Source organism: Pseudoclavibacter sp. VKM Ac-2867 (assembly GCF_015351275.1).
In the GTDB taxonomy this organism is placed as follows: Bacteria; Actinomycetota; Actinomycetes; order Actinomycetales; family Microbacteriaceae; genus Pseudoclavibacter.
This window is the reverse complement of the sequence record NZ_JADKSL010000011.1, coordinates 96425-120012: the sequence shown is the minus strand read 5'-3', so window position 1 is coordinate 120012 and position 23588 is coordinate 96425. Positions and strand designations below refer to the sequence as shown.

The following is a 23588-nucleotide window of genomic DNA, read 5'->3' as shown; positions in this document are numbered from 1 at the left end:
TCATATGCGGACGTCGCCTCGCCTCATCGTACAAACGTCCCGATCAACACCCACGCCAGGTATGCCGTCACGGCCGCCCCGAGGTTCCACTCGAGCACTGACCCGGTCTTGCCGAGCACGGGGAGGGCGAAGTAGCCGTTGGGCATCCAGAAGTACCGGATGGGCGTCTTTCGCCACGCTTTCGGCGGCTTCGGGTTCCACGGCCAGAGCAGCGGCAGCCCGCCGACGGTGAGCATGTCGCCGGCGAGGTGGATGACGAAGCCGAGGACGATCGCGAGCTGCAACCAGAGCGGGTTGTCGGGGGAGAACAGGAGCACGAGCGCGCCGACCATGGCGCCCGAAACCCATGCTTTCGGCCAGGAGACGACGAGCTTCATCGCTTTCGCGGCGAAGCAGACGAGAGCGACCACGGCGATGGCGGGCGCCCACGCGATCGGGCGTTCCCACCAGGTGACGCTAGCTGTGCCGAACTGCAGGACCCAGGCGATGAGGGCGATGACGGGGATGGACAGGAGCGAGTGCGTGCCGTGTCTGTGGCCTCCGACCATGCCGCTGACGGCGCTGGCTCCTGCGGATCCGATGAGGGGCACGGAATGGGCGATGGTCGCGTTCGGGTGGTCAGCATCCGGCAGGAGCGCGGCTCCCGCGGCGACGAGCATGCCGACGAGCATCTCTCCGGGCTCCATCGGGACCAGGCCAAGCGCTCCAGTGGCGGTGCTGGTCACGGCGACCCAGGCGGCAGCGCCCGTGATCGCGTGGTTCGCGCCCATCATGCGGCGGCTCGCACGAGCTGGCGGCGGTAGTACAGGTAGCCTTCCGCGCGGTCGATCCCGGCGAAGCGGACGCCGAACTCCCCGAACGGGTTCATGTACGTCTGCCGGTCCAGCTCGGAGTACGAGATGGGCGTGCCCTTGGCCAAGCGAGGGTCGCAGATGACGGCCAAACCGCCGTCACGCATCCCGCGGATAAGGCGACCAACCGCCTGCTCCAACTCGAGGGCGGCGTCACTGACGTAGACCATGCGGATGGCGTCGAAGCGGGAGAAGTTCTGTTCGATTAGCGACTCCACCCGGGCGTCGTCCACGGGGTTCGTGGGCTTGCGCGGTGGGCGGTCGATCCAGACGAGGGAGCACGTCTCACCGGGGGCGTCGACGCCGGTCATGAGCGACTTGGTGCCGACGAGCACGCTCGTCTCGTCGGCCTTCCACTTGGCGGTGATGACGGGGATCGCCTCGCCATCCCACTGGGAGTAGACGGCGACGTTCAGGCGTGCGCGGAGGTACTCGGCGAGTGCCTTCCCATCGTTGGACTTCGCGGTGAGGAGCAGCGCGCGGCCGCCGTTGGCTTGGACCATGCGCAGGGCGTGTGCGCGGGCCCAGGAGACGTGCTTGAGCAGTGACAGGCGGGGCTTGCTGTAGGGGGAGTCGGTGAGTTCGGCCATCAGCTCGGGCGTGGATGCGGCGGGCACGTGCAGGCAGGACGCGGCGTACTGGTCCGTGAAGGGCGAGTCGTAGGCGATGACGGGGGAGTCGAGTTTCGCTTCGAACCCGAAGTGCGGGCTCATGGTCGCCGACATCGCGGCGACCCCCAGACGGACCATGATGCGCGGTTCCGGGTCGAGCTCCGCGTCCAGTGGCGGGAGCTCGGCGAGGTGCTCTTCCTTGACCGACTCGTCGCCGATCTCGTTCAGGTCGCGGAGCCACAGCTGCCGGCGAAGCATCCCGCCGACGTAGACCGGGGACGCGGCGATGCTCGTCCACGACTTCCGTTCACCCTCAGCGGCCGCTGGGGATTCGACCCACCGGGCCTGCCCGATGCGGTGCTCACCGGTGCTGGCGAGGGCGTCGAGGACAGCGGCGATCGCGGCGTCAGCGCGGCCCTGCGCGATCATCGTCGCCGGGTTCTTGGCGCCTCGTCCGGACGGCAGGAATCCCTTGCCCTGCTCGATCCACCCTTCGATGGACTCCTCGAGCACCCCGAGCGGGTGGTCGAGGTCGGTGAGGCGCTTGCCCGTGAAGCGGGAGAGTGCCTGCTCGGTGGCCTGTGCGAGGTCTTCGCCGTCGTTCGCCCACGCGCGGAACGATCGGTCGGTGCGGTCGATGACTCCGGAGATGGCGTTCTCGACGCGGCGGAAGCTGGCGCCGGAGAACGTGGACGCCCCCTGGTCGCGCACGGCGGAGGGGAGTGTGTGGGCTTCGTCGATGATGAGGTGGTCGATGCGGCCGATCGTCGCGTTGCCGATGACGATGTTCAGGGCCTTCGCGGCCTGGATAGCGAGGAGCACGTGGTGGACGATGACGATGTCCGCTTCGGACGCGCGGATCTTCGCTTCCTGCGCCTTCGTCTCGAACCCCCACTTGTCGGAGTCCGCGACCGCTTCCGCGCTCATGGCGGCGACGGCGAACCATTCCCGGTCGGAGTGGACGATGTCGCACGACTGCCGGTCGCCTGGAGCGTCGAAGTCCAGCTGCCGGTCGATCGCCCAGATGAGGAGCTTCTTCACGGCAACGGCGTCGACGTGCGGGCCGAACGCCTTCTGCAGGCGCGCGCGGTAGTCCTCGGCCTTCGCCTTCTTGAGGCGCGGGAGCGTGTCTGCGAGGGCGCTGAGGTGCGCGAACGAGACGCCGGGGTCGTCGACGATGACGGCGGCCGTGTGCGCCATGCGACGAGGGTCGATGTAGTTGTTCGCGCCCTTGAGGGAGGCCGCTTTCATCTCCGCCCCGAGGTGCTTGGACGCGGCTCGCTGGATCGCAGGCCAGTCCTTGTTGAGGTACTGGTCCTGGAGCGTCAGCGACTGGGTAGAGACGACCGAGCGCTCCCCGAACAGCGCCGCCCGGTACGCGGGAATGCCGAGGCCCGGCATCGACTTGCCGACACCGGTCGGGGCCTTACCGATCGTGTGGGTGCGGCCGGCGAGGGCAGCCGCGATCGCGGCTGCGAGTTGCGCCTGACCGGGACGTGCTGTGGCACCGGGGCCGACGGCTTCTGCAACGCAGGTGTCGAGGAACTCGAGTTCGGTGAGGGGTGGGCGCTCGGCCTCGGTGAAGGGGGCGAGCGTGGCGGTCGTGGCGGTCGAGGCGGTGCTCGCAAGGGCAGAAGCTGGCATGCCCTCTCTATGCGGGCACCCGACCGCGGCGAGACGCTAGCTGGCGTGAGCGGCGTCGTAGGCTGCGACCACGTCGTAGTGGATGCGGCCGCGAGGGGCGACCTGGTGCCCGTTCTGAGCGGCCCACGCGCGGATCTCAGCAAGGTCGGAGCGACGGGTACTGGTGCTGGTTTTCGCGGCGGGTGCGCGTCCGAGCTTGCGGCCAGCTTCGGTGTACGGCAGGAGCGCTGCTCGCAGGGCGCGCGCGTTCGCGAGCGACAGGTCGATTTCGTACGCCTTCCCGTCGAGGGCGAACGAGACCATCTCAGCGGCGTCCTCAGTGAGTTCGGTGCCGTCGAGGTCGTCCACGATGGTGGTGATTGCCTTCTGGACCATGGCGGTGCTCCAATTTTCGAGTTTACGGTTCAGTCCGAGCGTAGATGGGCTCTTTTCCGAACCTGGCCATGAACAGCAGGAGTAGCGCAGATCCGGAGAGAATACCGTCGGCAATGCCGGCGGGAAGCATGAACACCATGAGGACAAGCGTTACGACGCAGTTGACGACGGAGAACCAGTAGCCCCACATGCGATTGCGCAGCAGACCGACGGCCCCGACGATGCGGAGTGCCCCGAAAACGCCGCTCATGGCCATCATGAGGTAGAGATGGTCGTTGAATGCCGGGACGATAAACGAGAACCCACGCGCGAGCATGGACGCCTCAACCCCCGAAAGCAGCAGGACTGGCATCGCCAAGAATGGCAGCCCTTCCATGAGCACGCCCTGGATGAGGACGAGGACCGCCGCAGCGCGGATACATCGACGGGGCGCTCGGTTCGGCGATGACTGGTTCATAGGCATCACCTTAGAAGCACCCCGTCGATGAGGCGGAATCCGGTCAGGCCCGGTCGAGGACCAAGAACTGGCTGCCGGAGATCTTCGCGGTGTCGTGCACGAACGTCCGCTCGGTACGAGGGTCGTAGAAGTGCACGGTAGCGCCGCGGGGGCGGGGGACAGCCGTGAATGGCGCGTACTGGGTCGTGAGCAGCAGCAGCGGGAGGTCGGTGAGCGGCCACTCGTCGACGTGGATGGGCGTGCGGTCCTTCGGTTCGAGCACGGCCGTCATCACCTCGTCGGGAAGGGCCTCGTCGCGCTGCAGGAGCACCTGCTCGAGGCTCATGGCCTGGGCGATGCCGATGCGGTGCGCGAGGTTCTCGACGCGCGCTTCCAGCATGCTCGTGTCATCCCCGGCTTCGACCAGCTGGTCGTAGGTCGGGATGAGGTAGCTGCACAGCTCCGTCACGGTGTCGGCGTAGACCATCTCCCGCTCGGTGATGTACGCGTAGCGGAAAAGCGCTCCGTCGGCGTTGCGGGGAGTCTCAGAGCGGGTAGCGCTGGCCGCGACAATCAGGGTCGTCATGGGTGGGAAGGAACCTCTCGAGGAGTGGATGAAGTCGGGGCGCGCCCCTCAGTCTAGAGACCTATGCGGGGAACGCATCGATAGGCGCAAACTCAGACGTTCGCGTGCCGTTTCGACGCAGCAGCTGCGGCCGCGGCGCCCGTCAGACGGTTGCCGTTCTGGTCGACTCCGCCCGCATCGGGGTCATTCGCGAGGGGGCCACCGGAGAACCGCTTCTTTTCGACTTTGAGCTGCTCGACCGGGTTGCCGTCCTCGTCCTCGTAGAGGTAGGGCATGAGGCGGCGGCAGTCGTCCTCGCTTGGCTCGGGCGCCGGCGTCCGTCGCAGGTTCATCGTCGCGAGGATGGCTTCGTACTCGGGGACCTCTCGGAAGTAGCCCTTGAACACTGCGGGGAGCACGCCCTCCATTTCGGCGACGCCCACACCTCGCCCGGCCTTTGGGTCCGCCTTGACGTGGTCGGGCACAGCAGGCACCCCGCTGGGGTCCGAGAACGTCTGATTGCGGTTCGCCTCAGTCGCGTTCACCCCCAGCAGGATCTTGTTCGACAGAAGGGTGCGCAGCTTCGGTGGAATACCCGTAGTGCTGTTTGCCACCTGGGTACTGAGTACCATGCGGAGGCCTGTGAAACGCATCTCTGCTGCGACTTTAAGAATGACTCCCAATAAGAGGCCGTGGAGCATGTTCTCTCGCTCCGCCTCAACTCGCTCCGGGTGGTCCCTTGGGAGCATGGCCATCTTGTCGGTGAGCTGCAGGAGGCCTGAAAGCTCGTCGACGACGATGAAGATGGTGGGCATGCGATCGATCTCGGACTGGGGGAGCTGATCCATGCGCTGCACGCCATACTGCTTGAGGACTCGTGCTCGCCGCTCACCCTCCTCGTAGGTGAGCTTGAGGGATGCGACTGCCTGCTCGAGAGACTCGCAGCCCCAGCCACCAGTTCGCACGTACGGCTTGCACCAGAGGTAATCGACGGCCTTGTGTGGCACGTCAACGATGACGAGTTCCATGCCCGTCTGCAGGGCCCCGTAGATGAGCCCGTTGATGACAGAGCTCTTTCCTGACCCGGTTGTACCATTGATTGTACTATGGGGGCCGGCCGTCAGGGTGAGGGCCAATGGCTTCCCGTCCTCGTCGCCGTTCGGCCCGAGGGTCTGCCCGAAGATGAGGTGATCCTGGGTGTTCACCTTCGCTGCCAAGTCCAGCGGGAACGCGATGCCGCCCGGGAATGTCGGCTGGGTCGAAGGGATGACGTCCATCGTCAGCTTCGGCACGTCGATCCTCGAGTACCAGCCGGGCGCGCCGACCGCGGTGGTGATGACCTCGTCGAGCTTCGCGTCGTGCTTGGAGGGGGTGTACGTCTTCGGGAGGCCAACGTGGAATCCGCCGCCGCGCCGCTTCGAGACGCGCACCTCCCACGGCTTTGCGCCGACCACGATCGCGATCGCGTCCCGGCATCGCACTTCGTCCGGGCTGAGCTTCGCGAGGCGTGCGATGGCGCGGTACGAGTCGTAGTGCGTCATCACGTACCCCTCGAAATCGGGGATCGACTCGAAGCGTTTCGCGACCTTTTCACCGTCCCCCGGCCCGTACTCCGGGCCGAGCCGGACAGTCTTGTGGTCTTCGTTGGCGCCGGCCTCGACGGAGGAGACGGCGTCCTGGCGGGTGACGTAGAGCTTCCCGTCGGCCTGGTCGTAGTGCTCGATCTTCCACCCCGTGCCGTACAGGGCAGGGTCGATCGCGGTGAGGACCTTGTCGACGTGCTTCGGGTTGGTGGGGTCGAACTTCTGGCCGACGGGAATCGGCATGCGCTGCATGGTCATGGGTGGCGGTGACTGCTCTCGAGTTGGCGTGAACGTAGCTTAGGTGCGGGCAAGCAGGTCGTGAAGTAGCTGCGTCTCTGCCTGCGCGGGCAGGTGGCTGAGGAGGTAGAGCTCGCGCAGGTTGCGCTCCACGTCCGCGCTCGTGAGGCCGAGGGGTGCGTCTTCGGCGTCGAGAGCGAGGCGCAGCGCGTTGGACCAAGCCTGAGAGGCGGGGTCGGGGGCACGCTTGCAGAACCGGGCGGCGAACCCCGACGAGATGCGCGCCGCGACTTTGGCCCAGGCCGGGTCGGTGGAGGCGGCGGTGATGCTGGCGATGAACGCGAGCCGGGAGTCCGTCTTCGGGGTCGGGAGTACTGCAACGGCTGCGCGGGCGAGGATGAGCGCGACCTGCGGGCCGCGTCCCAGGAGTGCGTCCGCTTCGAGCGCCGAGTAGTGCTGCCACAGCTCCACGAGGGCCGGATCGATGTCGCGCTGGTCGCGGGTGCTCGCTCCCTTGAGGGCGTCGTGCCAGGCTTTGAGGGAGCGGTGCACCTCTCCCGGGGTGCTCTCGATCGCAACGCGGACGCGCTCGAGCTCCTCCGGGTCGGCAGGTAGCGTCAGCTCGGGGAGAGTGAACGAACTGCGGAAGACGTTCGCGCCGGCCAGGACGAGTATGGCGCTGTTGCGCTGGCGGTTGCCGCCAGCAAGCTCGCGCGCGGATTCGAGCGCGTCGACGAGCACGCCGACAGGGTCCCGGCTGTCGAGCTCGAAGTCGGTGTCGAGGCCGTCCCGGTCCGCGATCGCCTGCTCGCGCAGGAACTCGTCCTGCAGAATCTCGCGGGAGACGCCGCCGATGCGCTCCTCGCTCGCTGCGAGGTCGCGGGCAAAGTCAGCGGAGACCAGCTTCGCGTGCCGGTTGATCGCGTCTCGCGTCTTCGACTTCCCGACGGCCCGACCGGTCTGGCGGAACCAGCCGACTGCGCTCGCGCCTTTGGCGATCTTCGGCAGCTGCAGGTAGGAACTCAGGTGCTTGCCGGAGGGGCGAGCGCCCTCATGCACGGCGTCGGAGAACACCTTGCGGCGCAGGTCCACGCTCGTCTCCATGAACACCTCGTCGTGGGACAGGTGCTCGATGGATGGGTACGCGACCGCGTAGTCCCGGAAGCCCAGCTCGGTCATGCGGTGCGGGATGCCGAGCTTCGGGTTCGCGAGGATCTCCGCCAGGTAGCGGCGCACGCGCAGCGTCGAGTGGAACCTCGAGGGGTGCGAGGGCAGGTCGACCGCCTCCAGGTCGCCGGTCTCGCGCTCCCCGGGGACATAGCCGGAGCCGACGCCTCCGGACTGGTCGAGGGCGTGGGTGGCGAGGTTCCGGCAGACCGCGTCGATGTGTCGGGTCTCCACGCTGTCCTGCACCACGTAGCGCAGCAGCATCTCGACGGCGACTTCGTGCCAGGCGTCCAGGAGAGCGGCGACGAGGTGGCCTGCGGTGAACGCTTGCGGGTCGGCGAGGATCCGCGCGCACGTCACGGGGAGCTTCCGCTGGAACGTGGAGCGCAGCACCGCATCCGCGAGGGGAGGGATGCCGGAGGCGATGAGGTCAGCACGGGCGAACGTCGCCGCTTCTGGGCAGCCGGATGCCGCGATCCGACCGAAGGTGGCTGGGTTGGCGTGGAACTCGGCGAGACGCTCGCCAGCGAACTCCTGCACCGCGGGGGAGGCGTGCACGATCGTGGGCGCCGGCACGGGTGCGGGCAAAGACTGGACACCAGCCGAAGCGGTGCTCTGCTCAGGTGCGGGCAAGGTGGCGACAGCTGTGTCGCGAGTAGGGTTCTCAGGTGCGGACAAAGAAGAAGCGGTGGAGGTGGCAGTCATGACGTCCTTCGAGGGTGGCGGTGGTGCGGGCAGGGAATGCCTTGCCCGCACCCAATTAGCGCACACCATTCGGTGAGGCGCAACTGCTATGCGGGCACCACAACGGGATTCCGTGCGGCCGCTTCTGCAGCGTCCCTGGCTCGGCGGTCGTTCGAGTTGGTGGACACCTGCTTGAGGAACGCGGCGGGGAGCTTCACCTCAACGGGGGCGAGGCGCCTGGTCGCGTCGGAGATGTAGAAGACGCTGCCGCGCACGACCTCGCGGGAATCCTTCTTGAACAGCGTCTGGAGCGACTGCCGGTTGATGCCGTCCGCCTGGCCGGCATCGTTGCGGGGTGCGACGAGACGGTCCAGGATGCGCTGGTCGAGGGGCTCCCGGAACTTCATCATCTTCATCGCGGCGACCGCCTCGTCCGGGTCTTCGACGTAGCCCATAGCTCCCGAGCCGACGTACTTCGCGGTCTTGTTCTCCACCGGGCCCGACGGGGTCTGCGTGTACACCTGGATGAGCACGCCGAGCTCGCGCGCGAGACGCCCCTGCGCTTCCAGCTCCCCGGGGGCGAGTTTGTCGAGGACCCATCCCTCGTCGAAGTGCAGGACCGCGCCCTTGCGGGCAAGGCCGACGGTGCCGGCGCGGGAGATCATGCGGATGGCGTTCGCGGACGCCCGCACCGACTGGGATGCGTGACGTTCGGCGGGTTCGGTGTCGGCCATCGCGGGCAGCTCGAACGCGCCGTTACCGACGTAGAAGTACGTCATCCCGGCGCCGAAGTCGATCGTCTCCTCCGTGGAGCCGTACCCGAACGTGGTGCGGAACATGGGGGAGGAGGCGGCGAGCTTGTGGATGGGGGCGGTGATGGACGCGTCGATGATGCCGTCGCGTTCGGCGATGCGGAGGGCCTGCCCGGTCGCGCGGGCACCCTGGGCGACACCGTGGCGGATGGCGTCGAGGACGTCCGTCTGGAACTCCTCGCCGCGTCCCACGCCCCATGGGGCCATGCGGGTGATCATGTCGGCAGCGAGCGTGATGCCGGAGCCGAGGTTCGTGGAGAACCGCAGCGGGTCGAGGATCCCGTCCGCGCCTTCCAGGTCGGAGAACGAGATGCTGCGGCCGCCCTCGCGGCGGATGAACGCCGAGTGGTCGCTCTCGGGCTTCGGGTCGAGGATCAGCTGCGGGGATCCCTGGCGGTGCCACTGCTGCGCGAGCCACAGCAGCAGCATCGTGTTGTGGGTCGGCACGTAGTCGCCGATGAGGTAGCTCGAGTCTGGGGAGTCGACGCTGATGCACCGGCCGGGACGTGAGTCGATGGGGGTGATCGAGGCGATGCTGTGGTGCGTGGCGCCGGCGGTCCACGACACGGTCGACGTCATCGCGGAGGATGAGAGCTCGGCAACGTGGCCCGCTCGGCGCGCGGCGTCGAGGAGTGCGGGGGCGGCTCCGGCGGGCACGGTGATGCTGGCTTCGTTGTCGGAGTCGAGCGCGGAGACGTGCAGACCCGTGAGTGCATCCAGACGTGCGATCGCGTCGGGGGTTGCCGCGGATGCGCGGATGCGCCAGTCGGCGGCCGGTGCGAGTTCGAGCATCTCGCCGGTGGTGAGCACGAGCGCGCCCGGCTCGATCGTCATCATCGCGTCCTGGAGGTGCTGGAGGCGGGTGGCGAGCACAGCGAGGATGGCTCGGTCGTGAAGCTGGTCGAGGTCTCGGTTCAGGAGGGCCGCGCTGCGGTGCATCATCTGGAGCGTCGGCCACGGGCATCGCTCGCCGAACACGCGCTGGAAGAGCGAGAACGTCGCCTCCGGGGTCATTGGGGAGGTCGTCGGGATCGAGTCGTAGAGGCCGCGGATCGTCTCGACGGCGTACTCGAGGTCGGCGAAGCGGGGGAGGACCTCCGCGGGAGCGGAGACGATCCACTGGTGTTCGGCGCACGCGTCGAAGTGCTGGCCATCTCCCAGGGTGACGCGGAACAGCTCTGGCTCGGCTTCGATCTCCGAGAGCGCTGTGACCGTGCAGGGGTTGCCGTCGCGGCCGATGAGGCGGGTGCCGACACGCACGTCCCGGAGCGCGATGCGGCCGCCGTTGGGGGTGGGCAGGAGCGTGTCGAGGGTGAGGAGCTTCCCGGAGCCGGGGGATGCGGCGAAGAGGCGGATGGGGAGGTTGTCGCCGGAGGTCTGCGGGTCGCTGGAGAGGTACGCGGGCTGGTGGTCGTCTTCGGTGAACCCGGCGAGTGCGCCGACGCTGCGCCCGTCGGAGGTGAGCGGAGAGTCGCTGACGGCCTGGATCGAGGAGGTGCCGGCGTAGGCGATCGTCGAGGAGGGCAGGTCGAGCAGGTGCGGGTTCGCGTGGACGGAGGAGCAGATCATCATCTCCTGCCAGGCGGCGCCCTGCAGGTTCGTCATCGGGTCGACGCGTACGGCCGCGGGTACGAGCAGGTCGATGTCATCCACCTTGCCGTCGAGCGCGACGAGGATGCTCGTGTCGACCAGCGTGGGCGGCGCTCCAACGCGGCTGTAATGCGTGTAGAGGTCGTCGGTGACCTGCTCCTTGTCCTGCATCTCGACGCCGGTCTCCTTGCCGGCGTGCGCGAACTCTTTCCGGTCGCCGGACATCTGCCGGCGCTGACGGCGAATCTCCTGCTTGGTGATCTTCGCCGGCTCCACGATGCCTTCCACGGAGATGGCGCGCATGCCGGCATCCAGCAGGTCCACGCCCCACGCTGCCGAGATGGAGTTCGAGTCGTCGAAGTCGTAGTCGAACCCTTCGATGGACCCGAACGTGATCGTGGCCATGTCGGGGTGGTTGACGAGCTCCGGTGGCCACTCGTTGCAATCGCGCTCCTGCGTCTCGACGAGGCGGCGGTCGATGGACCGACGCAGCGACGGCGAGCGGAGGAAGTGCTGGTGATCGACGTGGGCGAGGGTCGGAACAGCGCGGGCGGACGCTCGGTCCATGGAGTGGTTCCACCAGTTGCCGGCGAACAGGAAGTCCTCCGCGTCCGGGATAGCGAGCTCGGCGCGGGCAAGTTCCGCGGCGACGCGCTTCGAGTCCCGCTCGAAGTCCTCCATCGGGGCGCCGTCCATGGTGGTGAAGAACGAGGTGACGTCTTCGACGATGGACCCGATGCCGTGGAAACCGGAGTCGGCGAGGAGCTTCACACCGAACATGACGAGCCGCTGGGGGACGAGCTCGTTCTCGAACTGCTCGTCCAGCTGCGCCTTCGTCGCGAGCCCCGTGGGAGCTTCGAACCAGGCAGGCACGTTGAGGCTGAGGAGCTTGAACCGGCGGTAGCTGGACTTCGCCATCTGCCGATTCACGGCCCGCTGACGAGCGAGTCCCGTGAGTCCGTGGATGGCGGCGTCGATGCGTCCGCCGAGGCGAGCTTTCTCCTCGTCGCTGCGCACGTCCCGCATCGCGCCGAGGGGCACCTTCCGCCACAGCCACACGGACCCGTCGACGCCGGGCACGCGTCCGTCGGGGAGCGGCTTGCCGTGGCGGGTGCTCAGGGGAGGCGCGGTCGGGGTGTCGTGAGGGTCTTTGCCGGTGATGGTGGAAGCCACGGGAAGGGTCCTGTCTGTCGAGAGTGCGGGGTGCGGCGGCGTCGGACGCGATTACGGCGTGGGGGCCGGGGCTGGTGAGGCGTCCGGTGCGGGTGTCTCTTCGGGAGCGGCAGTCGGGGCGGGCGTTTCGCCGCTGATCGTCGCGTCTTGGGCGGGGCCGACGTCGCGGCCGGTCACGGCGACCGAGTACGGCTCCAGTGAGGTGCCGGTGCCAGCGCCGCCCCAGGACACGACTCGGGGGCTGCCGGTGTCCGCTCCCGTGACGAGCAGGTCATAGGTCATGAGCGAGGTCTTCTTCGTCTCCCCGGCGGTCGGGGCTGGCTGCGCGCCGAGGAGGGCGTTGAGGTTGACGCGGACGAGCATCGTGTCGGCGGGTGCGTCCTCGCCGTCGGCTGGGATCGGGAGCGCGGACTCGGCGACTTCGACGCTGGCGCCGAGGGCGATGCCGACGGGCATGTACGAGTGGGTGGTGTCGGGGTCGCCGACGACGAGGCGCAGCGCCTTCGGGTCGCCGGAGGTGAACGCGGCCGCCCACGCCTGCACTGCCTCTTCGACGGGCGCGGGAGCGGAGGCTGTCTCCCAGCCGGACCAGACGACCTTCTGGCCCCAGGCTTGCCCGGTCGGGGCATCCGGGGCGATGCGCAGCAGGCTCGGGTGGTCGGCGACGCGGGAACCGAGGAGCTCGTTCGACTCCACCTGCACGCTCGCCTCGTACAGGTACCCCTGCCCGTCGCGAATCGTGAAGTGGTGCAGCTCGACCGCGTACCCGGGCAGCGCGGACACGTCGCGGTCGCTCATGCCCGGAGCCGCGGTCGGTGCGGGTGTGGTGTCGACGCCGTCCCACGACAGCAGCACGCCCCCGGGCACGGGAGCTGGGTTCTGGCCGAGCCACGTCGTGATGCTTGCCATTGCCAGGGCTTTGCCGTCGGAGTCGACGAGGTCGGTTGAGAGTACTGGGGCGGGCTCCTCGCGCTGCTGCAGGAGCAGCGACCCTCCGGCGACGACGGCGATCCCGACGACGCCGACGCCGATGGCGATGAGCCAGCGTCGTGCCGCTCTCCGGCTCATCTCGCGCTTCTTCGCCGCAGGTGCCTGCCGGTTCGTGGCCATCGGGAAGTCGTCGTCGAACGGCGTCGGCGCTGCGGTCGGCTTGACCTTGGGCTTCGGGCTCATGGGCGGGGTGCTCCTAGCGGTGCGGAGGTGGAGTCGGAGGTGGCGGTGCGTTGGTGGATGACGTCGGCTGCGGCGATCGCGACGCGCTGGTCCCCGTCGAGCGCGAGGACAGCGAGCACGTCAGCGGGGACGTCGGGATGGGCGGCCGCTGCGATGCGCACCTGCGGGTCCGGGTGCTGGATGATCGCCTCGAAGCAGTCCGAGCATCCGGCGACACCGGCGGGCACGGTCTCGCGGCACGGGCGCCATGACTCGGCGCTCTTCCCGGGCAGAGTCGACGCTCCCGGCTTGCCGGGCACGTACCGCCAGAGGGTGCAGGTGGGCATGGCCGGGGCTACTTCGCGCTCGTCGCCTGACGGAGCCGCTCGATGCGCTCGAGGTCCCAGTCGGACAGCTCGGCGACGGCGGTCGCGATTTTGCGCGCCGTCCCGAACGCATCTCCCGCGGCGGGGGACCCATCGAGGCGGCCGAGGGAGGCGAGCACGCGCCACAGCAGACGCCGGTGGGCGTCGTCCAGGCCGAACAGTCGCTCGATCCGGTCGAGCTCGCTCTCGATACCGCGCAGCTCCTGCAGTGTCTCGACGATCTTCGCGGTCGACTTCGACCCGCCGCCTTCCACTGCCAGCTGCGTGGTGAGGGAGGCAACGTCGTTCGAGATGGTGCGGGTGCCGCCGAGGAGGCCCGCGAGGAGCTCCCGGTCACCGTCGTCGAGGGTGGACACCCGCGCGTGGATGCTCAGGATCTTCCCGACGACCGCACGCGTCAGCTTCGCGGGCGCCGGGCGGGTTGCCTTCGCGGCAGGCGCGGACGCGCGACGGGACCGACGAGTTGGTGCTTCGTCGCCGGCGGCCGGTGTCGGCAGAGCAGCGGGCAGCGGGACGGGCTCGGCTGCGGTCTCTGGCTCCCGAGGTGGGAGCGGCTGAACCGGGGCCGGAGCGGGAGCGCCGAACGCGACGTCGGGGCTGTAGCCGAACGAGGTGTCGGTCATCGGGCACCACCTCCCGAACGGGAGACGGCACGACGGGCCGGGGAGAGTGCGGAGGGTGCGGGGCAGGAGCTCATGGGGACTCTATGCGCGACGACCCCGGAAACGACGAACGCCCGCGGCGAGAGTGTCTCGCGGCGGGCGTGGGTGGTGCGTGCGGGCTTGGGGTCCGTGGGCGGAGTTCGGGCAGAGACATGGCTCTGGCTCGACAGACCGGTGGGCTGGTCCCAGCTGTCGAAAAGTTACCCCGGACCGGCCGACGGCGCAACCCGGCGGTCGTCGGCGGACGGGACCGACCGAGACCACAGATCCGCGCCGTTCCGGGCATCGGAGGCGGTTTTGGGTGATCGTCGGGTCGGTCTGGCGGGGTCAGCGGCGGGTGCCGAAATACCGGTTTCGAGGCCCGATTTTGGGCGAAACATAGTTGCGAGGCCGGATTCCTAGGCGCTCCTAGAACCTCGCCTAGGTCGAGTTCCCAGTCGGCAGTAGGGGAAACCCCTTACTACTACTACTACTAGGAAAAGGAAAAGGTCTATATATATAGATATATCTATATATGGGTAATTCGACTCCTTTTCATCTTTTCTCTTATTGATCTCTCTATATAGGCATTTCTGGGATCGCTAGTTGGGCTGGGAGGGCAAGGCTTGGCCAAGAAACTCCTGGTCAAAAATGGAATCCGCTCACTAGGTCTCGAGTTGGCGACTTAGTTCCAACTATGTTTCGCCGATTCCTGGGTTTTCCACCGGTGGCTGGATTCACAGGAAAAGCTCAGCAGGCGACACGCCCAAGCGGTTCTTTATTGGACCTCTCCCGGGCGTGTCGCCATTCCGTGTGAGTTGCCCACCTCAAGCCTGAATCTGGCCTCAAAACAACCCTGCCGCGCCCCCATCGACCCTCTGACGGAGGTACCCGCATAGACCTGGGGTGACCACCCAAGTACTCGCCCAGACGCCCCCGCCCGCCCCCTCCTCGTACCGAGAGAAGACCCTCCCGCTGACGGGGCTGCGGTGGACCAATGACGGGCGTCTCCTCGTCACCTCCGACGAGACTGCCGCGTCGCTCAACCGTCGAGCGTTCTCCGTGTCGGCAGGCCAGGCGATCGCGCAGTGCCAGTCCAAGTGGCTCGCTTCCCAGGTCGTGCCGCGCGAGGACGACCCCCTCCAGGCGGCCCCGCTGGGCGTGCACGCGCACGCCGCACTCGAGTCCTTCTACCGGGACGTGCCCGCACCCGAGCGCACCAGGGAACGCCTCCAGGAGCACGTGCGCCAGGTGTTCCTCAGCCCCGACTTCCGAGCGGACCAGGAAAAGCTCGACCCGGACGGGCGCATCACGCAGGAGCTGAAAGTCATGGACTTCGCCCTCGGTGTGCTGGAGCTGGAAGACCCGACGCAGGTCAACGTCATCGAGGTCGAGCGGCGGTTCAAGGCCGTCCCGCTGAACACGTTCCTGAACCTGAACGGCTTCATCGACCGCGTCGAGCGGCTCTTCACCGGCAAGGGCGAAGAGGTGGAGATCACCGACTACAAGACCGGCAAGTACGAGAAGTTCAACCCCGACTACGGGAACCGCGACGAGAAGGCCGACCAGATCCGCATCTACGGCCGCGGCTACGAGAAACAGACCGGCATCCGCCCCACACGCGGGCAGCTGCTCTACACAGGCGCTCGGGCGCGCACCGAGGTCGACATGAGCGTGGAAGCCACCGACGACTCCGTGCAGTGGCTCACCGAGCAGTACCAGGCCCAGCAGCGCGCGGTCGAAGCTCGGGAGTTCACCACGAACCCGGGCCCGCTGTGCGCGTGGTGCCCGCTCGTGAACGCCTGCCCGGTCGGCCAGATCGGCTCGCCGAAGAAGTGGACGAACGCCGACAAGTTCGCCCTCGAGCTCAGCAACGGAGTCGCGCTGACGGAGAAGCGCCGCGCCTGGATGCTCAAAGACGCCGTATCGCTGCGCAAGGCAGGTGCCGCCGCCGACGGGCAGTTCAGCCCCAACCAGCTCGGCATCGAAGGCTCCCGCGCGTTCAAGCCCAACCCCGTCGTCCCACCGCTGATCCTCGCTGCTCTCGAAGCGGACGAGGCCCCCGGGTGCGAGCCCGACGCACGCCCCCGCATAGAGACCTCACCACCACCACCAGCACCGCTGATCCAGGAGATCCACGCCATGACTATGACCGCAGCCCCGCAGCAGGCCGCCCAGCAGATGCCGGCACAGGCACCCCAGCAGGCACCCCAGCAGCAGATGACGCCGCGTCCCGAAGGTCGTCCGTTCGACGAGATCGTGAACGGCCCCGGAGGCGCGCCTCTGCTGAACCTCAACTCGTACGCCGCGACCGGAGTGTTCGGCCTTGTGGGACTCGCCGCGGAGTCACTGACCAAGGCCGGCGTTGCCGCTCCCACTCAGGAGCAGACGCTCGCCCTCGCCCGAGTGTTCGCGCGAATGGTCCAGCGAGCCGAGGCCGGCATCACCGGGGGCACCGGCTGGTCGTCGGGCGCGAACACGCGCATCCGCGGCCTGCTGCGCAGCGTCCTCGAACAGCGCGCCCTGCCCGTCGGCGCAGGCCCCGAGGCGTGGACCGCCTGGTACCAGACCAACGGCCCGTACCTGATGACGCTCGCGAAGACCGCGATGACCGTCTGGGAAGACGAAGCCATCAGCGAGGAGCTGCTCATGGAGTCGCTCGCCGTCGCCGCGACCGCGCAGAAGGGTGGACCGTTCGCGTGAGCACGCCCGAGCTGTGACCCAGCGGGCACCGATGCCCGCATAGCCACCCACCACCCCTGATCCACTGCACTGCCCCTGGAGGCCAGCCCATGTCCAAGCCCGAATCCGGACCCATCATCGAACTCTACGAGCAGCAGAAGATGCAGCTGCTTCCCATCGCCCACCTCATCGCGGCGATGGGTCACGGTGCCGACTACAGCGACCAGCACGTGGGGGACGCGACCCAGCGCATCCTCGAGTCGACCATGCCCGGCTCGAACATCGACCGGATCGTCCGCGCGCTCGACTTCGAGGCGGCGAAGGTCGTCGAGACGAAGACGTTCGTCGGCACGGTCATCCACGTCGACCGCGACCTCAAGTCGCAGCGCGGCATCGTCATCCTCAAGACTGCGGTCGCGAAGTACAACAAGCTCGGCCAGGACCTGGTGCGCAGCGACCGTCTCGACGGGCCGAAGAGCGAGGCCGTGAGCGAGCTCATGAAGCAGACGCTCGGCCTCGTCGGCCACAAGGTCGCCGTCACCGTCAACATGGTCGCCGGTAAGGAAGGTGACACGAAGTACCGCGTCCTCGCGGGCCTCGAAGACCGCGGCGTCGATCCGGCGTACAACGTCGGCAACCCCGAGTACCAGGTGAAGCCCGAGCACAAGGGGCAGCAGTTCGATCTCCGCAACTGGGCGCAGCTGCGCAACACGCCACTGCACAACCCGCACGGGTACGCGCCCGACATCGACGCGGCGCAGCTCGCGAATCTCCCCAACAACGGCGTCCCCGCCCACATGGTTCAGCAGGTGCAGCCGGCGTAACCCGCCGCACCGCCGTCCACCCAGACCGCCCCACCCGACGAGGCCTCCGCAGGCACGCTCTGCTCGCCGGGTGGGGCTTCACCATGCCCAGCAGAACCCGGAACCACCATGCTCGAGCCACCTGAACCGATCGTGCTTGTCTGCGACGACGCCGACGCGGCCGCCGCGATCGGGGACATGCTCGACGCGCGAGCGATCCTCCTCGAAGCCGGACACGCGACCCGCACCGACGAGCTCCCGGAGCAACTCCGACCGCCACGAGTGACCATCACCGGCGCGCACGCGTCAACAGTGCTTGCGCGACACCGCGAGGCGCACCTGCTGGCTCTCGGTGTCGAGGTCCACGTGGTGGCGCCGAACCCAACAACGTTCGATTCGGCGATCGTCTAATCTGCGGGGATGCTGTCACCGAAGGCGCGGGCACTGCTCGACTATGAGCGCGCGAATCCCGACATGTGTCCAGCCAAGCTCGAATGGCTCACCGCGCACGGCTGGCGCATCGGCCGCCACCACCAACAGATCGACCGCCTGCTCCTGGACCCGGATGCCATGGCCGAATACCCGGACGTCGCCGCTCGCGCCGCTGAACGACGCGAGCGGACGATCACCGCCGGTCAGTCGAACAGGCCAGTCGCCAGGGGGTTGTGACCGGGCGCAGGCGCGTTCGAGTACACCGGGGGTGCGAACAGGTCCGCCGCAGGCGATGAGGCCGCTGCGGAGGGCACTGCCACCGGGGTCGGAGCAGCTGCCGGTGCGTCCGTCCCGAACAGCGCCTCCAGTCCATCCAGATCGGCCGGAGTGAGGCACGGGGATGGGCTGACGAGGTGGATGCCTGGGAGACGGTCCCGAACGCGCTGCACGTCGTCCTCGTGACGCTCCTGGTGGTCGTCCGCCCACGCGATCGGAACCTGCGCGGTCATCTCGACGGAGAGCAGCGCTTCTGCCTTGCGCCAGCCGTCGACGGAGGTGGGCTGGGTGAGCGTGCGCGTCTCCCGGCCCAAGAGCGCGTCGAACGTCGGCGCGGCGTCGGTGTCCCAATCCGTGAGCCAGACGATCTCGCACCGCAGCTGCCCAAGCCGGCGCAGCATCGTCCGCGAGATCCAGACGGCCCCGTGTGGTGTGTCCGGCAGGATCTCCGCGTCGTCCCAGAGCCCCACGGGGATCGACAGCGGGCTGATGGTGTTTTCGACGTCGAGGAACAGCGTCGGCGCGTGCACCTCGAAGGCGGCGTCTGCGGTGGGCACGACGGCATCGTACGAGTCGGTGTGATCCGGCTCGTCGTCGTCGATCGCGTCGATGGCGTCGATGGCGGACGAGAACAGGTCGAACGGACGCTGGACCGGCGCCACCTGCACGGGTTCCGACTGCACTGCTTCCGGCAGAGCGTCGTCCTCCGCATCCCCCTCGGGCACGTCGAACGGGTTGAACCCGACAGGAGGAGTGAGGACCGGAGCCTGCTGCGCCAGCGGGTCCACCGGAGCCACCTCGTCCTCGTTGTCGTCGTCGAAGTCGAACGCGAGGTCGGGGCCGGCGAATGTGACCTCTTCCACGGGAGCCACGAGCTCGATGACGTCGGCGGGGGTGTCGTCGAGGAGCTGCCCGAAGACGCCGGCGGTGTTCGTCGTCGCGGCGTCGGCCGCAACCATCCCGGCGAGGTCCATCTGCTCGGTCATCTCGTCGACGTGCGCGCGGAGCTGCTCGACCATGCCGGCGTTGTGGGAGAGGTGGGAGCCTTCGGTGCCGTACCAGGACTGCAGGATCTTGGTGGGCCCCTGCTGGTTCGACTCGAGCATGCCGCGGCCCTTCATGCCGGCGGCTTGCCCGAGGTCGGGAGCGGCGGTCGCGTCCTTGAGTGCAGACATGAGGCTGCCGAAGGAGAGCTTGCCGAGCACGAGCCGGGCGAGGTTGCCCTTGAGGTCCCGCCCGCCCGGGATCTGGTCCATGGTGTCCTTCTTGAGTTCCTGGGTCGCGAGCACCAGGTGGACGCCGGCGCTTCGGGCCTCACGGGCGATGCGGCCGACCTTGGCGCCGATGTTCTGCTTCGCGTTGGCGATCGCCTGCTGTTCCGCGATCTCCTGCAGCATCTCCGGCGTCATCCCGTCCGTTGCTTTCGGGACGCGGTCGGCCATCATGAGGGACGTGAACTCGTCGATGAAGATGACGATGCGGCGCGGCCGCTCGGCTGCCGGCAGGTCCGTGATGGAGCCGACACCGCGGGACGCGTTGAACCGCTTCCGGCGCTGCACTTCCGCGTAGAGCTCGTCGAGCATTCGGCTGGTCTCGAGGACCTCGCCGGTGACCGCTTTCATCCAGGACTTGGCGAACTGGAAGTCGGCGCCGAACTTCACCGGGTCGGCGAGGTAGCAGTCGAAGCCGCGCAGCAGGAACCCCGTGAGGAGCACGCCGAGCGTGATCGACTTGCCGGTACCGGTGCCACCGAGCACGAGCAGGTGCGGGTCCAGGTCCAGATCGAACCGGACGGGCGCCCCGTCGACGCCGGATGCGACGGGCACAGCCAGCCCGCCGTCGTTCATCGCGTCCCAGTCGATGGGGGCGGGGAAGGGGACCGGGTCTTCGCGGCTGATGCGCAGCAGCACCTCGCTGGGGGTGTCTGCCGGCTGGACGTCGATGAACTTGTTGCTGGTGGTGGAGCGGAGCGTGCCGAGCCGTTTCGGTTCGCGGAAGTCGTCGATGGATCGGCCGAGCGGGATCTTGAACGTCGCCTGCTGCACCTTCTCGTTGCCGGGCAGCGGCTCCAGCGACAGGAGCTTCGGGGCGAGCCCGTCGGTGCCGATGAGGTTCGTCGCCTCGAACGCCGCCTCCCACTCGATGGCGGTGCAGTAGTCCTCGTTCGCGCGGGCGCGGGGGCCGGAGAACTGCACGTCGGGGGCGTTCGGGCGGGCGCCGTAGACGATGACGCAGCCGTCCTGCGCGCCGGTGACCTGCATCCAGTCGCAGCCGATGAGGCTCTTCATGCTGCCCAGCGACTTGCGCACCTGGTCGGTGGTGACGCCTCCGTAGAGGCGGAGCGTCACGCGCCAGATGCTGGAGTCGGTGTCGGGCCCGGTGAGGTTTTCTACCTGAACTACTTCGGGGCGGGCGAGCTTCGACGCCTCGAACGCTTTCGCGAGGCCCGCGCCGAGGACGATCGTTGCGACCTGGTTGGTCTCCGCCCTCGCGGTTGCCATCTTCTTGCTGGCCGAGAGGTTCGCGTAGAGCCGGGCGGGGTTCATCTCGATCGGGTCCTTGGACCAGGCGACCGCGAACGCGCCGGAGTTGCGCTCGCCCTGCCGGGAGGAGCCGGCGGCCTTCCACGCCATGAGGTACACGAACGGGGCGGAGTCGAGTGCCGTCGTGAGCGTCGTCTCGACCTTCGAGCGGAGGAACGTGCCGACGTCGACGCCCTGGAGCACCTGGAACGGCATCACCTCGATCGACATGGGCTTCGGCGGGCGCATGGAGCCGGCGTGCGGGTTGTGGTTGACGAACTCGTGCACCTTCTTGTTGCGCACCAGCGCCGTGTGCGGCTTCTGGCCGCCGACGATGCCGGCGCTGAGCACGGTGTCGCTCCAGCGGCGGCCCCACAGGTCCTCCTCGTCGATGCGAGCGAAGTCGTCGAGCAGTCCCGGGTTCTGCAGCGTCGTCGAGCCCGCGGTGAGCGCGCCGACGTAGAGGGTCGTCGCCCCATACGGGTCCGGGACCGCGCGGGCCTCGACGAGCTCGCCGAACCCAGAGCTGTAGACGTGGTTCGCGGCGGCGCCCGCGTGCCCGAGACCTGACGCGTCGGCGATCGTGCACGCGTAGGCGACGGTGTACTCCGGTGCTTCCTCGGCTTCGGGGGTCTCCATGAGCAGGTCCGGCTTCGCGTCGGCGTCAACGGGCTTGGCGCCTTCGGGGGCGGTCGAGATGAGCTCGAATCCGGACAGGAGCGGCCACGAGTCTGGCATCGCCTTGTTCGCGGTCGCGGCCCAGTAGAGGATCGAGTCGATGGCGAGCTCTGCGATCTCCGCGGACGTGTCGGGGCGGGCGAGGTCCGGCTTCTGGTCCTTCGGCCACGACGCGACACGGAACCGCAGCGGGTGACGGGTGCCGGGCTTCGGCTGCCCCTGCTGGTCGATCTCCGGGGTGGAGAGAATCGCGAGGTCGCGGGAGTGGCCCTGGCCTGCGAGCTGCAGGCCGATGGCGTCGCCGAGTTTGAACATGCCCGCGGTGCCGTATGCGGATGGCGCGTCGAAGGTGTCCACCTGCAGGTCGATGTCGGGGTACGCGGCATGGTCGACGAGGCGAGGTTCGGCCTGCTTGAACTCTTTCAGCTCCGGCCACACTGCCGCCCACCGCTCGGCCGCCTCGCACCGTTCGCGCCACGCTTCGATGAGCGGCTTCGAGAAGACGCCGATGACGACCGCGAGACTCGCGGCAATGCCCAGCGCGACCGCCTGGATCGTCGGCGAGGGAAGCCACGGCGCGATCTCGGGCACGTCCTCGAGCTGGAGAACGTCGACGGTCACGAGCGACGCTGGAACGATCAGGCACGCGATCAGGGCGACTCGCGCGGGGACGGAGGTCTTCACCCGGTCGATGAGGTCGAGCACGCCAGCGTACGGGCGAGGCTCGCGCTCCGCCGCGGCACGATTCAAGGTGTCCAGTCCCGCGACGACGAGCGCCATCGCCGCGTACGCGTTCACCGCGCGCAGGCCCGCCTCCCACGACGAGGAGATGACCGGCACGACGAGGGGTGCACCTCCAGCGCCGAGGTCGAACGCGTGGCCGGAGCCGAGCACCGGCAGGAACCAGACAGCGACCGCCAGGGCGAGAGCTGCGATCGGGAGGAGCGCGACGCGCTTGCCCGGCCACAGCGCGGGGGAGAGGAACAGGTGTCCGCGCAGCGACTGCCACGCCCGGAACCGGCGAGCGAGCTGTTTCTCATACTCGCTCGCCGGCGTCTCCACGCCGTTCTTCTTCGGACCGGTGAACATCGGCGAGACGGCGTTGAACGTCGCAATGAGCACGACGATCCACGCGGCGAAGAAGCCGGGGTACTCGAACCAGGACAGACCGATCCCGACGGGGACGGCCGCGACGGCGAACGGGACAGCGAGCGGCGACTGCTGCGGGCGCTTGGCGGCAGGAGGCATGAGGCAGTGGAGTCCTTTCGAGGACGACGAGCAGGAAGGGAAGCTGGGTGGCGTCAGCGGGTGAGAGCTGCGAACGCGGCGGCCGTCGGATGCGGTGCCCGCCCGTTCGGGAGCACCAGCTGCGGGAAGCGCGCGAGCGTCTCGAGGGTGCGAGCTCGGGCGTCGATCGGGCGGTACGCGAACACCGGAGCTGATTTCGGATGTGTGTTCGCCGGCACCGTCACCACCAGCGGGACCGCGAACGGCATCAGCGCGCCGCGTCGCTCCAGGTGGCGGGTGAACGCGGCGAGCGCGTTCGGGAGGGTGCGCTTGTCGCCGAACGGGAACGCCTCGAACCCGCGACGAGTGACCCCGCCGTACGTCCAGTAGAACGCCGGCCGCCACGCCTTCGCGTCGATCAGGAGCACTTCGCTCGAGCCGACGACGACGTGATCGATGTTCGCGCCGTGCCCGTTCGGGATCGTCACGTCATGGAACACGTCAGGACCGTCCGGGCGCACCGCCCATGCTTCCAGGACACGCGCGAGGGATCGTTCACCCGCTGCGCCGATCTGCGCGACCCGCTCGTTCGCGGCCCACGACGCCGTCGAGGCGTGCTCGAGGCTCCCGCCGGCCGTGCCGTAGACGCTGCCCATGGCTCACTCCGATCCAGTCGAGCAGAGTGCCCGCTGGCCTCCCTATGCGGAGACGGGAGAAGGACTGCTCTCTCGGGTCTTACCCGGGGATTCGACGCGACCGCAAACCCTCGTCAACCTGAGCGTTAGCCGATAACGTCGGGAGATCCCCAGTCCGCTCCACCGCCGGAGAACAAGTGAAAAAGCTCTACGCGCTCATCAGCGCGCTCATCGTCGCACTCCTCTTCGGAGGGGCCGTCGCTACAGCAGCGCACGCGGCACCGATCCCCGTCGACCCCGATGTGACGGGGCCGGAGTTGATTTCTGCCGTTGTGACGTCGCGGTCGATGGTTGGTGCCGGGGACGAGGTTACGGTCGACTTCGTGGTTCGGGAGAGTGCGGGTCTTCAGTTTGTGGGATTCGCGG

General features: G+C 68.2%; 18 protein-coding genes. 5 read left to right on the top strand and 13 right to left on the bottom strand.

The features are described from left to right. Window positions 1-23: 23 nt before the first annotated feature. From ITJ67_RS12425 to ITJ67_RS12375, 11 genes are all read right to left on the bottom strand, one after another. Complete coding sequence (locus ITJ67_RS12425; RefSeq protein WP_194677866.1) at window positions 24-773, bottom strand: metal-dependent hydrolase; 750 nt, start codon at window positions 771-773, stop codon at window positions 24-26. Further along, on the bottom strand, window positions 770-3106 hold the full coding sequence (locus ITJ67_RS12420; protein WP_194677865.1) for an ATP-dependent DNA helicase: 2337 nt from the start codon (window positions 3104-3106) through the stop codon (window positions 770-772). The genes ITJ67_RS12425 and ITJ67_RS12420 overlap by 4 nt, the downstream gene beginning before the upstream one ends. 36 nt (window positions 3107-3142) lie before the next feature. Further along, a complete protein-coding gene (locus tag ITJ67_RS12415) occupies window positions 3143-3481 on the bottom strand; it encodes a histone-like nucleoid-structuring protein Lsr2 (protein ID WP_194677864.1) in 339 nt (112 codons plus the stop codon). Between the two features lie 22 nt (window positions 3482-3503). Beyond that, a complete protein-coding gene (locus tag ITJ67_RS12410) occupies window positions 3504-3938 on the bottom strand; it encodes a DUF2127 domain-containing protein (protein ID WP_194677863.1) in 435 nt (144 codons plus the stop codon). Between the two features lie 43 nt (window positions 3939-3981). Continuing rightward, window positions 3982-4503 carry a hypothetical protein gene (locus ITJ67_RS12405; protein ID WP_194677862.1) on the bottom strand — a complete coding sequence of 174 codons (522 nt, stop codon included), beginning with the start codon at window positions 4501-4503 and terminating at the stop codon, window positions 3982-3984. Window positions 4504-4595: 92 nt separating this feature from the next. Next, a complete protein-coding gene (locus ITJ67_RS12400) occupies window positions 4596-6323 on the bottom strand; it encodes an FtsK/SpoIIIE domain-containing protein (RefSeq protein ID WP_228502749.1) in 1728 nt (575 codons plus the stop codon). Window positions 6324-6362: 39 nt separating this feature from the next. Next, entirely contained in the window at window positions 6363-8045 is a 1683-nt protein-coding gene (locus tag ITJ67_RS12395; protein ID WP_194677860.1) for a hypothetical protein, read from the bottom strand. A 215-nt stretch (window positions 8046-8260) separates the two neighbouring features. Continuing rightward, on the bottom strand, window positions 8261-11728 hold the full coding sequence (locus ITJ67_RS12390) for a hypothetical protein (protein WP_194677859.1): 3468 nt from the start codon (window positions 11726-11728) through the stop codon (window positions 8261-8263). 51 nt (window positions 11729-11779) lie between these two features. Then, window positions 11780-12901, bottom strand: a complete 1122-nt coding sequence (locus ITJ67_RS12385) for a hypothetical protein (RefSeq protein ID WP_194677858.1) — start codon at window positions 12899-12901, stop codon at window positions 11780-11782. Continuing rightward, window positions 12898-13227, bottom strand: a complete 330-nt coding sequence (locus ITJ67_RS12380) for a hypothetical protein (RefSeq protein WP_194677857.1) — start codon at window positions 13225-13227, stop codon at window positions 12898-12900. The genes ITJ67_RS12385 and ITJ67_RS12380 overlap by 4 nt, the downstream gene beginning before the upstream one ends. Window positions 13228-13235: 8 nt before the next feature. Further along, window positions 13236-13889 carry a hypothetical protein gene (locus tag ITJ67_RS12375; protein WP_194677856.1) on the bottom strand — a complete coding sequence of 218 codons (654 nt, stop codon included), beginning with the start codon at window positions 13887-13889 and terminating at the stop codon, window positions 13236-13238. A 924-nt stretch (window positions 13890-14813) separates the two neighbouring features. Here ITJ67_RS12375 and ITJ67_RS12370 point away from each other — a divergent pair. From ITJ67_RS12370 to ITJ67_RS12355, 4 genes are all read left to right on the top strand, one after another. Next, window positions 14814-16610: a PD-(D/E)XK nuclease family protein gene (locus ITJ67_RS12370; RefSeq protein ID WP_194677855.1), complete on the top strand. Its 1797-nt coding sequence runs from the start codon at window positions 14814-14816 to the stop codon at window positions 16608-16610. A gap of 89 nt (window positions 16611-16699) precedes the next feature. Beyond that, window positions 16700-17413 carry a hypothetical protein gene (locus ITJ67_RS12365; RefSeq protein ID WP_194677854.1) on the top strand — a complete coding sequence of 238 codons (714 nt, stop codon included), beginning with the start codon at window positions 16700-16702 and terminating at the stop codon, window positions 17411-17413. Window positions 17414-17521: 108 nt separating this feature from the next. Beyond that, on the top strand, window positions 17522-17803 hold the full coding sequence (locus ITJ67_RS12360) for a hypothetical protein (RefSeq protein ID WP_194677853.1): 282 nt from the start codon (window positions 17522-17524) through the stop codon (window positions 17801-17803). 9 nt (window positions 17804-17812) lie between these two features. Continuing rightward, window positions 17813-18061, top strand: coding sequence for a hypothetical protein (locus ITJ67_RS12355; RefSeq protein WP_194677852.1), 249 nt, complete (start codon window positions 17813-17815; stop codon window positions 18059-18061). Here ITJ67_RS12355 and ITJ67_RS12350 read toward each other — a convergent pair. Together ITJ67_RS12350 and ITJ67_RS12345 are read right to left on the bottom strand one after the other, a co-directional pair. Next, the gene (locus ITJ67_RS12350) at window positions 18028-22548 is read right to left on the bottom strand and encodes an FtsK/SpoIIIE domain-containing protein (protein ID WP_194677851.1); all 4521 of its coding nucleotides are present in this window, start codon (window positions 22546-22548) and stop codon (window positions 18028-18030) included. The two genes, ITJ67_RS12355 and ITJ67_RS12350, sit on opposite strands and share 34 nt — an antisense overlap. Before the next feature lie 53 nt (window positions 22549-22601). After that, entirely contained in the window at window positions 22602-23183 is a 582-nt protein-coding gene (locus ITJ67_RS12345) for a nuclease-related domain-containing protein (protein WP_194677850.1), read from the bottom strand. 176 nt (window positions 23184-23359) lie between these two features. Here ITJ67_RS12345 and ITJ67_RS12340 point away from each other — a divergent pair. Continuing rightward, window positions 23360-23588 (top strand): hypothetical protein (locus ITJ67_RS12340; RefSeq protein WP_228502746.1); only part of this gene is annotated, 229 nt, incomplete at its 3' end.

What these genes read in the sequence shown, in the direction of transcription:
- ITJ67_RS12425 (WP_194677866.1), bottom strand. Translation starts at nt 773, where the DNA reads ATGATGGGCGCGAACCACGCGATCACGGGCGCTGCCGCCTGGGTCGCC.
- ITJ67_RS12420 (WP_194677865.1), bottom strand. Translation starts at nt 3,106, where the DNA reads ATGCCAGCTTCTGCCCTTGCGAGCACCGCCTCGACCGCCACGACCGCC.
- ITJ67_RS12415 (WP_194677864.1), bottom strand. Translation starts at nt 3,481, where the DNA reads ATGGTCCAGAAGGCAATCACCACCATCGTGGACGACCTCGACGGCACC.
- ITJ67_RS12410 (WP_194677863.1), bottom strand. Translation starts at nt 3,938, where the DNA reads ATGAACCAGTCATCGCCGAACCGAGCGCCCCGTCGATGTATCCGCGCT.
- ITJ67_RS12405 (WP_194677862.1), bottom strand. Translation starts at nt 4,503, where the DNA reads ATGACGACCCTGATTGTCGCGGCCAGCGCTACCCGCTCTGAGACTCCC.
- ITJ67_RS12400 (WP_228502749.1), bottom strand. Translation starts at nt 6,323, where the DNA reads ATGACCATGCAGCGCATGCCGATTCCCGTCGGCCAGAAGTTCGACCCC.
- ITJ67_RS12385 (WP_194677858.1), bottom strand. Translation starts at nt 12,901, where the DNA reads ATGAGCCCGAAGCCCAAGGTCAAGCCGACCGCAGCGCCGACGCCGTTC.
- ITJ67_RS12380 (WP_194677857.1), bottom strand. Translation starts at nt 13,227, where the DNA reads ATGCCCACCTGCACCCTCTGGCGGTACGTGCCCGGCAAGCCGGGAGCG.
- ITJ67_RS12375 (WP_194677856.1), bottom strand. Translation starts at nt 13,889, where the DNA reads ATGACCGACACCTCGTTCGGCTACAGCCCCGACGTCGCGTTCGGCGCT.
- ITJ67_RS12365 (WP_194677854.1), top strand. Translation starts at nt 16,700, where the DNA reads ATGTCCAAGCCCGAATCCGGACCCATCATCGAACTCTACGAGCAGCAG.
- ITJ67_RS12360 (WP_194677853.1), top strand. Translation starts at nt 17,522, where the DNA reads ATGCTCGAGCCACCTGAACCGATCGTGCTTGTCTGCGACGACGCCGAC.
- ITJ67_RS12355 (WP_194677852.1), top strand. Translation starts at nt 17,813, where the DNA reads ATGCTGTCACCGAAGGCGCGGGCACTGCTCGACTATGAGCGCGCGAAT.
- ITJ67_RS12350 (WP_194677851.1), bottom strand. Translation starts at nt 22,548, where the DNA reads ATGCCTCCTGCCGCCAAGCGCCCGCAGCAGTCGCCGCTCGCTGTCCCG.
- ITJ67_RS12345 (WP_194677850.1), bottom strand. Translation starts at nt 23,183, where the DNA reads ATGGGCAGCGTCTACGGCACGGCCGGCGGGAGCCTCGAGCACGCCTCG.